Below are 11,516 nucleotides of genomic sequence, written 5' to 3' on the forward strand. Positions count from 1 at the left end.
CAGGAGAAAACTTTCATGGCATCGACGCCCCGCATTGTCATCATCGGAGCCGGCATCGTCGGCACCAACCTCGCCGACGAACTAGTCCAACGCGGCTGGAACAACATCACGGTCCTGGACCAGGGTCCGCTCAACATGCCCGGAGGCTCCACCTCGCATGCTCCGGGCCTGGTCTTCCAGACCAACCCGTCAAAGAGCATGGCACTCTTCGCCAAGTACACGGTGGAGAAGCTGCTGTCCCTGACCGAAGATGGCCAGAGCTGCTTCAACCAGGTAGGCGGCCTTGAAGTAGCCACCACGGAAACCCGTCTTGCCGACCTCAAGCGCAAGCTTGGCTACGCGCAGTCCTGGGGCATTGAGGGCCGCATCCTCTCCCCCGAGGAATGCAAGGAGCTCTACCCGCTGATCAACCAGGACGACATCCTGGGCGGCCTCCATGTTCCCTCCGATGGCCTCGCCTTGGCCGCCCGTGCCGTCCAGCTGCTCATCAAGCGCACCGAAGCTGCCGGCGTGAAGTACCTCGGCAACACGGAAGTGACCGGCATTGAACAGTCCGGCCACCGCGTCACCGGCGTCCAGACCGCCGACGGCGTGATCCCGGCCGACATCGTCGTCTCCTGCGCAGGCTTCTGGGGCGCCAAGATCGGCGAGATGATCGGCATGGCAGTTCCGCTGCTCCCCCTGGCCCACCAGTACGTCAAGACCACCCCGGTTCCCGCCCAGAAGGGCAAGAACGAACTGCCCAACGGTGCACAGCTGCCGATCCTCCGTCATCAGGACCAGGACCTCTACTACCGCGAGCACGGCGAGCGCTACGGCATCGGTTCCTACGCACACAAGCCCATGCCCGTGGACCTGGATGAACTCGGCAAGTACGAGCCCTCCAGCATCAGCGAACACAACATGCCTTCCCGCCTCGACTTCACCCTTGAGGACTTCCTGCCGGCGTGGGAAGCCACCAAGCAGATCCTTCCGGCCCTGCGTGAAAGCGAAATCGAAGACGGCTTCAACGGCATCTTCTCCTTCACCCCTGACGGCGGTTCCCTGGTGGGCGAGTCCAAGGAACTGGACGGCTTCTACGTGGCTGAGGCCGTGTGGGTCACCCACTCCGCAGGCATCGCCCGCGCCGTTGCCGAGGTCCTGGTTGACGGCAAGTCGCAGATCGACCTGGGCGACTGCGACATCCACCGCTTCGAGGAAGTCCAGCTCACCCCCGAGTACGTCAGCGAAACCTCGCAGCAGAACTTCGTGGAGATCTACGATGTCCTGCACCCGCTCCAGCCCAAGCTTTCTCCGCGCAACCTCCGCGTCAGCCCTTTCCACGCCCGCCACAAGCAGTTGGGCGGCTACTTCCTGGAAGGCGCCGGCTGGGAGCGTCCTTATTGGTTCGAGGCCAATGCCGAACTGCTGAAGGAAATGCCGGACGAGTGGCAGCCGCCGGCCCGCGACGCCTGGTCCGGAATGTTCAGCTCCCCGATCGCGGCTGCTGAAGCCTGGAAGACCCGTACGGCAGTGGCCATGTACGACATGACGCCGCTCAAGCGCTTGGAAGTTTCCGGCCCCGGCGCCCTTAAGCTGCTCCAGGAACTCACTACCGGCGATCTCGCCAAGAAGCCCGGAGCAGTTACCTACACCCTCCTGCTGGACCACGCCGGCGGAATCCGAAGCGACATCACCGTTGCACGCCTTGATGAGAACACCTTCCAGCTGGGCGCCAACGGCAACATCGACACCGCCTACTTTGAGCGTGCTGCCCGCCATCAGACGGAGAACGGCGGCGCGGGCGACTGGGTGCAGGTCCGCGACACCACCGGCGGCACTTGCTGCATCGGCCTGTGGGGTCCGCTGGCCCGCGACCTGGTCAGCACCATCAGCAGCGACGACTTCTCCAACGACGGCCTGCGCTACTTCCGCACCAAGGACGTGGTGATCGGTGGCGTTCCCGTCACGGCGATGCGACTGTCCTACGTTGGCGAACTCGGTTGGGAGCTCTACACGAGCGCGGACAACGGCCAGCGCCTGTGGGATGCGCTGTGGAAGGCCGGCCAGCCGTTCGGCGTCATCGCCGCGGGCCGCGCCGCCTTCAGCTCGCTGCGCCTCGAGAAGGGTTACCGTTCGTGGGGCACTGACATGACCACGGAGCACGACCCCTTCGAGGCCGGCCTCGGCTTCGCGGTCAAGATGGCCAAGGAGAACTTCGTCGGGAAGGCAGCATTGGAGGGCCGCAGCGAGGAAAGCTCCGCCCGCCGCCTGCGCTGCTTGACGGTCGACGACGGCCGCAGCCTGGTGCTGGGCAAGGAACCGGTGTTCTACAAGAACCAGCCGGTGGGTTACGTCACCAGCGCGGCGTTCGGCTACACGGTTCGCAAGCCGATCGCGTATGCGTACCTCCCGTCCGCAGTGTCCTTGGGTGATTCGGTGGAGATCGAGTACTTCGGCCGCCGCATCCAGGCCACCGTCACCGAGGATCCGCTGTACGACCCCACCATGAGCCGGCTCCGGGGCTAGTCCCCCGCCGCACCCGCGGCTTCCAAGACACGCGGCCCGGACCCTATCCCTCGCAACCGGGTCCGGGCCGCTGTCTGTCCCCCATCTTTCTCCAGCCCAGGAAGACACATGATCAGCTCAGAAACAGTCAACGATTATTTGGCCAGGCTCGCCGCCCGCCAACCCACACCAGGCGGCGGAGCGGCTGCGGCGTTGCATGCTGCCCAAGGTGCCGCACTGGTGGCCATGGTCGCCCGTTACACCACGGGTGAGAAGTACGCGGAGCATGCAGGACTGGTTGCACGTATCACCAGCAGCGCCGATCACCACCGCACCGAAGCGCTCCGGCTGGCCGATGCCGACGAACACGCCTTCCAAGGGGTCATCGACTCCTACAAGCTTCCTTCCGATACCCCGGAGCTCAAGACCGCGAAGAAAGCGGCGATCGATGCTGCCCTGGTCCAGGCCGCGCAAACGCCCGCCCAGCTCATCAAGCTTGCCGGCGAGATCGTGGACCTCGCCACTGAACTTTTCGAAGCGGCCAACCCGAACGTCATCAGCGACGTCGCCGCTGCCGCCGACGCAGCCCGGGCGGCTGCCACCACCGCACGCATCAACATCGACATCAACCTTGTGGCCATCAAGGACGATGCCACCCGGACCCGCCTTGCCGGGCAGACCGACGGGCTGGAAGAGAAGGTGGTCCTCGCCGCTGACACCCTGTCCCGCCGCGTCCGCGAAAGGATCCTCGCATGAGTGCAGAAGTGCTGTCCGGCAAGGGGCTTGCAGGCCTTATCCGGCAACGCGCCCAGGAAGAGGCCCACGCCCTGGATAACCAGGGAGTCCGTCCCACGGTGGCCGTCGTGGTCGCTACCGACGACGAATCAACCCACTGGTACGTCCGGTCGATCGAACGCGCCGCGGAACGTGGAGGGATCGACTGCCGGATCGTGGACCTCGGCCACGACGCCACCGAACAGGTCCTGGCCGCCGTGCTCCGTGACCTCAGCGCGGAGGCCTCGGTGCATGGCATCATCCTCCAGACTCCCCTGCCTTCGGGTGTCCGCGCGGACAGCCTGGTCGGGCTCATCGCCCCCGAAAAGGACATCGACGGCGCCAACCCCCTGAGCCTCGGTCGCCTGGCCGTGGGGCAGCCGGCCTTCGCGCCCGCCACAGCGCGGGCCGTCGTCGAGCTTCTGGACCACTTCGAGGTTCCGACGGCGGGACGCAACGTGGTCGTCGTCGGACGTTCCGCCGTGGTGGGCAAGCCGCTGTCGCTGCTGCTGCTCGCCAAGGATGCCACCGTCACCGTCTGCCACTCCCGCTCAGGTGCGCTGGAGCCGTTCACGCGGCCCGCCGACGTCGTGGTAGTGGCCGCCGGCCGCACCGGACTGCTGACCGGCAGCCACGTGACGGAAAAGACCGTGGTGGTGGACGTCGGCACGAATGTCCTGCCCGACGGTTCCCTGGTGGGCGATGTGGACGAGGCGAGCGTCAGCGGCGTCGCAGCGGCCTTGACGCCTGTTCCGGGTGGCGTAGGCTCGGTGACCACGGCATTGTTGCTGCTGCACACCACCGAAGCCGCCCGTCGGCAGGCACGTGTTACCGGCGGCACCGTACCCGCCGTCGAGCCTGTACCTGCCGGCGCCGCCTGACCATTTCCTGATCTGGAGGGAAGATCACATGGCTTCCAAAGCCCCCCGTGAAAACATCGACGAGTCGAAGCTGACCGTCACCAAACCCAAGACCAAGGCCGTGGGTATCCCGGCCGTTGCCAATGCCTTGAAGATCTCGTTCGAGCAGATGGGACCGATCCGCAGCGCGCAGACGCTGATGGCCGTGAACCAGCTGGATGGTTTCGACTGCATGGGATGCGCCTGGCCGGAACACGAGAAGCGCAACGCGGCGGAGTTTTGCGAAAACGGGGCCAAGGCAGTGGCCGAGGAAGCCACCCGGCGCAGGGTCACGCCCGAATTCTTCGCCAAGTACTCCGTAGCTGAGCTGAAGACCCGCGACGACTACTGGCTGGGACAACAGGGACGCCTGACCCACCCCATGGTCCTGGAAGAAGGCGCCACCCATTACAAGCCCATCAGCTGGGACGACGCCTACGACCTGATGGCCGAGGAACTCCGCGGCATGGACAACCCGGACCAGGCGGTGTTTTACACCTCGGGCCGGACGTCCAACGAAGCGGCGTTCGTCTACCAGCTCCTGGTCCGCGGCCTGGGCACCAACAACCTGCCGGACTGTTCCAACATGTGCCACGAATCGTCCGGCTCGGCCCTCGTGGAGACAATCGGCATCGGCAAGGGCTCCGTGAGCCTCGCCGACCTGGAAACAGCGTCGCTGATCTTCGTCGCGGGCCAGAACCCGGGCACCAACCACCCGCGCATGCTCAGCGCGCTGGAAAAGGCCAAGAAGAACGGAGCGATCATTGTCTCCGTCAACCCGCTTCCCGAAGCCGGGTTGCTGCACTTTGAAAACCCGCAGCACGTCAAGGGCGTCGTTACCGGCACCAAGCTCACCGACGACTTCCTGCAGATCCGCGCGGGCGGCGATCAGGCCCTCTTCCAGGGGCTCGGCAAATACCTCCTCGAAGCCGAAGCGGGAGGCCGCGCAACTCCCGGCCTGGACACCGTGCTGGACCACGATTTCATCAACAACTACACGGTGGGCATCGACGAATACCTGCGCTACCTCGAGAAGGTTGAGTGGGACGACATCGTCGAAGCGACCGGCCTGACCCTGGAGCAGATCCGGGCCACCGGCGAACGGCTCCTCGCCTCCAACGCCACGATCGTTTGCTGGGCCATGGGGCTGACACAGCACAAGCACTCCGTGCCCACCCTGCGGGACGTGGTGAACGTCCTGCTGCTCCAAGGCAACATCGGCAAGCCGGGCGCCGGCGTTTGCCCCGTTCGAGGGCACTCGAACGTCCAAGGTGACCGGACCATGGGCATTTTCGAGAAGATGCCGGAGAAGTTCCACGACCGCCTGGACCATGAGTTCGAGTTCCTTTCCCCACGCGCTCACGGTTACGACACCGTCGCTGCCATCAGGGCCATGCGCGATGGCAAGGTCCGGTTCTTCATGGGCATGGGAGGTAACTTCGTCCGCGCAGCCCCGGACTCACAGGTAACAGAGGACGCGCTGGCCAACACGGCGTTGACCGTCCAGATCTCCACCAAGCTGAACCACTCCCACCTGTCCACCGGGCGCCGCGCACTCATCCTGCCTACGCTGGGCCGGACGGAGAAGGACACGCAGGTGACGGGCGACCAGCGGGTCACAGTGGAAGATTCCATGAGCGCAGTGCATGCCTCCCGTGGACGGCTGAAGCCCGCCAGCGAGCACCTGCACTCCGAAGTGGCGATCGTCTGCAACCTTGCGCACCGCCTGTTCACCGATGCCCAAGGCCACCCGCTGCCGGGAGCACCCCGTGCGGCCTGGCTCTCCATGAGGGACGACTACACCCTGATCCGGAAGCACATCGAAGGCGTGATTGACGGCTTCGAGAACTTCGAGGACCGCATCCAGCACCCCGGCGGCTTCGTGCTCCCGCACCCGCCCCGCGATGCCAGGAAGTTCGATACTGCCTCGGGCAAGGCCCACTTCACGGGAAACGAGTTGGAATACATCAAGATTCCGGCCGGCCGCCTGGTCCTGCAGACCCTCCGCTCGCATGACCAGTACAACACCACCATCTACGGCAAGGACGACCGCTACCGGGGCATCCACGGCGGCCGCCGGGTGGTCCTCATCAACGAAGCCGACATCCGGGAACTCGGCTTCGCGGACGGGGACATGGTGAACCTGATTTCCGAGTTCGACGGGGTCGATCGACTCGCGGAGAACTTCCGCATCGTTTCCTACTCAACGCCCAAGGGTTGCGCCGCCGCTTACTACCCGGAAACCAACGTTCTGGTTCCCTTGGACTCGGTGGCCGACACCAGCGGCACCCCCACGTCAAAATCGGTCATCATCAGGCTCGAAAGGAGTTAGGAAAAGCTGTACATGCTGTGACCACTGTCATAGTATGTGACTGATATATCTTTTGGATTAGACGAAAGATATCACTGGACTTTCCGTACCTCGCCCGTGCCACCAGACATGAATCAAAGGAGAAGCATTGTCTGATATCACCCAAGCCCACGCTGAGGCCGTTTAGTGATCGGCGCAATCGGCGTCAGCGGCAGCACTGTGGAAAACGACCACACGGTAGCTTCTGCCGGCGCTGCCGTCGAACTCCAAGGCGTCGCCTAGCCGGCCCTGTAGTAGTCCAATTGCCCGTGAACGGTGCTTCGGTGGCCTGAAACCTGGGGAGGTATTCCTCATCGAAGCATCGCTTTCGGGCAGTTGGACCCCATAGTTCCCGCAACACCAACTGTCCAAGGAGTGTTCATGTCAGGAAACAGAGCAGTCGCCTACAAGGAACCCGGCGTCGTTGAAATCATCGACACCGAGTACCCGACGTTCGAACTCAAGGACGGACCGGGCGTCAACCCGGCCAACGTCGGCAGGAAGGTGCCCCACGGCGTCATCCTGCGCACCGTGACCACCAACATCTGCGGATCGGACCAGCACATGGTCCGTGGCCGCACCACGGCGCCGAAGAACCTGGTGCTGGGCCATGAAATCACCGGTGAAGTGGTTGAAGTGGGACCCGACGTCGAGTTCATCAAGGTGGGCGACATCGTCTCGGTGCCGTTCAACATTTCCTGTGGCCGTTGCCGGAACTGCAAGGAACGGAAAACCGGCATCTGCCTCAACGTCAACCCGGACCGCCCCGGCAGCGCCTACGGCTACGTGGACATGGGCGGCTGGGTGGGAGGCCAGGCAGAATACGTCCTGGTCCCCTACGCGGACTGGAACCTGCTGCGCTTCCCGGACCGTGACCAGGCCCTTGAAAAGATCATGGACCTCACCATGCTCTCGGACATCTTCCCCACCGGCTTCCACGGTGCCGTCACCGCGGGCGTGGGCGTTGGCTCCACCGTGTACGTTGCAGGTGCCGGTCCGGTGGGCATCGCTGCTGCCGTCGGCGCCCAACTGCTCGGTGCCGCCGTCGTGATTGTGGGCGACATGAACGAAGATCGCCTGGCGCAGGCGCGCTCCTTCGGGTGCGAAACCGTCAACGTCTCCCAAGGCGATCCCAAGGACCAGATCGAGCAAATTCTGGGCGTTCCTGAAGTCGATTCCGGCATTGACGCCGTGGGCTTCGAGGCCCGCGGACACGGCAAGGACGCCTCGCACGAGGCACCCGCCACGGTGCTGAACTCGCTCATGGACATTACTACGGCCGGTGGCGCGCTCGGCATCCCGGGCCTGTACGTCACCGGCGATCCCGGCGGAATCGACGAGGCAGCCAAGCACGGCTCCCTGTCCTTGTCCCTGGGCACCGGTTGGGCCAAGTCCCTGTCCTTCACCACGGGCCAGTGCCCGGTCATGAAGTACAACCGCCAGCTCATGATGGCCATCCTGCATGACAAGGTACAGATCGCCAAGGCAGTCAACGCCAAGGCCATCCCGCTCGAAGACGCACCCCGCGGCTACGCCGAATTCGACGCCGGTGCAGCAACAAAGTTCGTACTGAACCCCAACGGCTACGTGAAGGCCTAGCACCAGTACGTCAGCCCGGATACCGGGGGCGGCACGGCACAACGGGAAGGCCGGCCGCCCCCGGCGTCCGTTTTTAAGGCATTTTTTAACGGTTTTGGCAGTTGTCAGGCAACGACTTTCAGGGAGTCGTCAGGCACCGCCCTTGATCCAACCCAGGAGATGGAGATCCATGCTTGTCCGGGAAGTCTCCGACGTTTCTACAGCCAACGGGTCCTGCGAAAAGAACCACGGAGCTACGTGGCCCGAAGCGCGCCAGGCGGCCTTTGACTGTGCCCGTCCCCTCGGAGCTGCTTTGGTACCGCTTGCAGAGGCCATCGGAAGTGCCCTGGCTTTGGAGGTGAGGGCCCGCCAGGACATTCCGCATTATGCGTCCTCGGCCATGGACGGGTGGGCGGTCAGCGGCTCCGGCCCCTGGGCTCTGGTTGAGCGCGGCACCCTGGTTGAGCGCGGCACCCGGCTTTTCCCGGGCGAGGCAAGCACCATTGCCACGGGTGGCGTTGTCCCCGAGGGCGCAACGTCCATCCTCCGGAAGGAAAGCGGAATGCTGGCCGGGGACGCCCGGGGCGCCCGGAATCTCCTCCTCATTCCCGAAGCGAAACCGGGCGAGGTATCTCCCGGCCGCCACATCCGTCCGGCTGGTGAGGAAGCAGCCGCCGGTGATGTCCTCATTCCCGCGGGAACCCTTTTGAACCCCGCCCACATTGCACTCGCCGCCGTAGCAGGCCACGACGAGGTGGCTGTGCAGCGCAAGCCGCTGGTCGCCGTCGTACTGACGGGTTCGGAAGTGGTCACTTCGGGTGAGCCCGCGCCGGGACAGGTGCGCGATACGTTCGGGCCGCAGCTTGCCGCCGTCATTTCGCGGCTTGGCGGCGTTCCGTCCGGGCAGCGCAGGATCGGCGACTCCTATGAAGAGTGGCTGGCCGCCCTGGGCGGTGCTGCCCTGGGCGATACGGGCAGCGCGGCGGGTGCAGGCAGCGGCCAACCGGCGGATGTCATCATCACCACAGGCGGCACCGGCAAGTCCGGGACCGATCATTTCCGCACTGTGGTTGAGGCCTTGGGTGGGCGCCTGCTGCTTGACGGGATCGCCATGCGGCCCGGCCACCCCGCCGTGCTGGCCGCGCTCCCGGATGGCCGCTTCATCATCGGACTGCCGGGGAATCCGCTGGCGGCCATGGTTGCCCTCATCACCATCGGCGAACCGTTGCTGGCCACCCTCGGCAACCGGCAGCCGCCCGACACCGTGATCATGACCTCCGGCGCGGATTTCGAGCCGGATTCCGGCAGGACCCGGCTTGTCCCCTGCACTTTTGTCCACGGCTTGGCCATCCCGGCCTCCCACACCGGCCCCGGCATGATGCGTGGCCTCGCATGGGCAGACGGAATCATGGCGGTGCCGCCCCAGGGGGTCGAGGCCGGCCACGCTGTGCAGGTCATGCCACTGCCGTGGGTCCAACCACCGCAGTTCACGGACAGGCCTGTCACCAACGAACAAAGGCACGCCCCATGGCACGCATGACGCAACGCCGGAAGATCCACCGTTTCCAACTGGACGGGACCGGTGCCGAGCACCCCATCCGGTTCAAGGAAGACGTGCTGGCCGCCGAAGAGCCGCTGGAAATCCGTTTGGGCGGCACGTCATTTTCCGTGACCATGAGGACTCCGGGCGACGACTTCGACCTCGTGGCGGGGTTCCTGGTGTCTGAAGGCATTATCCGCCACCAAGCCGAACTCGTGTCCCTGCGCTTCTGCGCGGGCGAACGGGACGGCGTCCAAACCTTCAACGTGGTGGAAGCACAGCTCCGGCCGGACGTTCCCTTGCCGGACACCATGAGGCACGTCTACACCTCCAGCTCCTGCGGCATCTGTGGCACTGATTCCATTGAAGCTGTCCGGAAGACCATCCATTTCGACGCATCGCAGGACGCCCTCCAAGTGCCTGTGGACGTGCTGGCCGAACTGCCCGAACGGCTGCGGGACGCGCAGGCCGTCTTTGACAGGACCGGCGGAGTCCACGCCGCTGGTCTTTTCAAGGTGGACGGCTCCCGGCCGGAACTGTTGTGCCTGCGTGAAGACGTGGGCCGTCATAACGCGGTGGACAAAGTGGTGGGCTGGGCGCTCAGGCAGGGCCTGCTGCCGTTGTCCGGCCTGGTCCTGCAGGTCTCCGGGCGGGCGTCGTTTGAGCTCGTCCAGAAGGCCGCCCTCGCGGGGATCCCCGTCCTGTCAGCGGTCAGCGCCCCGTCCAGCCTCGCAGTGGAACTCGCGGTCGAAACGGGACTGACCCTGGTGGGCTTCAGCCGGGGACGCAGCCTCAACGTGTACGCCGGCAGGGAACGGGTGGGCCTCCCGGTCCGCACGGGCCTTGAGGAGGCCACCGTGAGTCCCTGATCCCCTGGACCCGGGACCGGCCCCGGGACGGGCCCCAACGCCGGCCCCGTGACGGGCCAGTCTAGGATGTGACCATGGCCGCACGCAGCAACCCGGACATCGACAATGACGCAGAGACCCAAAGCGGAGGCGTCCAGTCAGTGGACCGCGCGCTCCAGATCCTGGAGATCCTCGCCCGCAAGGGCGATGCCGGCGTCAGCGAGATCGCCGAGGAAATGGGCGTGCACAAGTCCACGGTGTCGCGGCTGGTGGGTTCACTGGTCACCCGGGAGCTGGTCCGCCAGAACAGCGAACGTGGCAAGTACCAGCTCGGGTTCGGCATCCTGCGCCTGGCCTCCTCCATTCCCGGCAGGCTGAGCGTGGTGCACGAGGCCCGCGAAGTCCTGGAAGCCCTCGCCGGTGAGTACAAGGAAACCGTCAATCTTGCCGTGCTGCGTTCCAACTACGCCGTCAACGTGGACCAGGCCATGGGTCCTTCCACCCTGGCCACCTACGACTGGGTTGGCAGCCTCACGCCCCTCCATGCCACGTCCAGCGGGAAGGTGCTCCTGGCTGCGTTGACCGCGGACGAGCGAACCCAGGTCTTCAAGGCAGTGGGCCTGCCTGCCCGCACGCCCCGGACGGTGACCAATCGTGGAGAGCTTGAGAAGCAACTCCACGATGTTGCACGCCAGGGCTACGCGATAGTGCATGAGGAATTCGAGATTGGCCTCACCGCTATTGCCGTGCCTGTCTTCAACCATGTGGGGACCGTCATTGCGGCCGTCAGCATCTCCGGCCCCGCATTCCGTTTCGCTCCCGAAGACCAGCCCGGCCTCATCGAGGGGCTCCGCGAGGCAGGCCTCGCCATCAGCGCCAAGATGGGCTACCGACACCAGTAATTCCGGCCGTCCGTAACGCCTTTTTGCATAACTCCAGCTCAAAGCCAACTGGTATATCAATGTGCGTCAAAGAAGCGAAAGTGCTTGACTTTCGGGTGTGACGGGGCGCACTCTGTTGCATAACGCGAATGTTGTTGA

9 protein-coding genes are annotated in these 11,516 nt (G+C 64.9%); all 9 read left to right on the plus strand.

Annotation, left to right across the window (positions count from 1 at the left end):
* The first annotated feature begins 15 nt into the window (after positions 1 to 15).
* The 9 genes from HMI59_RS18845 to HMI59_RS18885 all read left to right on the plus strand — a co-directional run bounded on the left by HMI59_RS18845 (position 16) and on the right by HMI59_RS18885 (position 11,378).
* Positions 16 to 2,508 (plus strand): FAD-dependent oxidoreductase, encoded by a 2,493-nt coding sequence (locus HMI59_RS18845; RefSeq protein WP_193592188.1) that lies wholly within the window; start codon positions 16 to 18, stop codon positions 2,506 to 2,508.
* Positions 2,509 to 2,616: 108 nt separating this feature from the next.
* Complete coding sequence (locus HMI59_RS18850; protein WP_193592189.1) at positions 2,617 to 3,243, plus strand: cyclodeaminase/cyclohydrolase family protein; 627 nt, start codon at positions 2,617 to 2,619, stop codon at positions 3,241 to 3,243.
* Positions 3,240 to 4,142 (plus strand): bifunctional 5,10-methylenetetrahydrofolate dehydrogenase/5,10-methenyltetrahydrofolate cyclohydrolase, encoded by a 903-nt coding sequence (locus HMI59_RS18855; RefSeq protein ID WP_193592190.1) that lies wholly within the window; start codon positions 3,240 to 3,242, stop codon positions 4,140 to 4,142. Before HMI59_RS18850 ends, HMI59_RS18855 begins: the two co-directional genes overlap by 4 nt.
* 28 nt (positions 4,143 to 4,170) lie before the next feature.
* Positions 4,171 to 6,492 carry an FdhF/YdeP family oxidoreductase gene (locus HMI59_RS18860; RefSeq protein ID WP_166186686.1) on the plus strand — a complete coding sequence of 774 codons (2,322 nt, stop codon included), beginning with the start codon at positions 4,171 to 4,173 and terminating at the stop codon, positions 6,490 to 6,492.
* 165 nt (positions 6,493 to 6,657) lie between these two features.
* Positions 6,658 to 6,753, plus strand: a complete 96-nt coding sequence (locus HMI59_RS18865; protein WP_201434129.1) for a heme-binding protein — start codon at positions 6,658 to 6,660, stop codon at positions 6,751 to 6,753.
* A gap of 138 nt (positions 6,754 to 6,891) precedes the next feature.
* Complete coding sequence (gene fdhA, locus HMI59_RS18870) at positions 6,892 to 8,109, plus strand: formaldehyde dehydrogenase, glutathione-independent (RefSeq protein WP_193592191.1); 1,218 nt, start codon at positions 6,892 to 6,894, stop codon at positions 8,107 to 8,109.
* 169 nt (positions 8,110 to 8,278) lie between these two features.
* Positions 8,279 to 9,628 carry a molybdopterin molybdotransferase MoeA gene (locus tag HMI59_RS18875; RefSeq protein WP_193592192.1) on the plus strand — a complete coding sequence of 450 codons (1,350 nt, stop codon included), beginning with the start codon at positions 8,279 to 8,281 and terminating at the stop codon, positions 9,626 to 9,628.
* A complete protein-coding gene (fdhD, locus tag HMI59_RS18880; RefSeq protein WP_193592193.1) occupies positions 9,616 to 10,497 on the plus strand; it encodes a formate dehydrogenase accessory sulfurtransferase FdhD in 882 nt (293 codons plus the stop codon). Before HMI59_RS18875 ends, fdhD begins: the two co-directional genes overlap by 13 nt.
* Before the next feature lie 74 nt (positions 10,498 to 10,571).
* Complete coding sequence (locus HMI59_RS18885) at positions 10,572 to 11,378, plus strand: IclR family transcriptional regulator (protein WP_193592194.1); 807 nt, start codon at positions 10,572 to 10,574, stop codon at positions 11,376 to 11,378.
* Positions 11,379 to 11,516 lie beyond the last annotated feature (138 nt).

The sequence above is a fragment of the Paenarthrobacter sp. YJN-5 genome (assembly GCF_015040095.1).
Taxonomy (GTDB): Bacteria; Actinomycetota; Actinomycetes; order Actinomycetales; family Micrococcaceae; genus Arthrobacter; species Arthrobacter ureafaciens.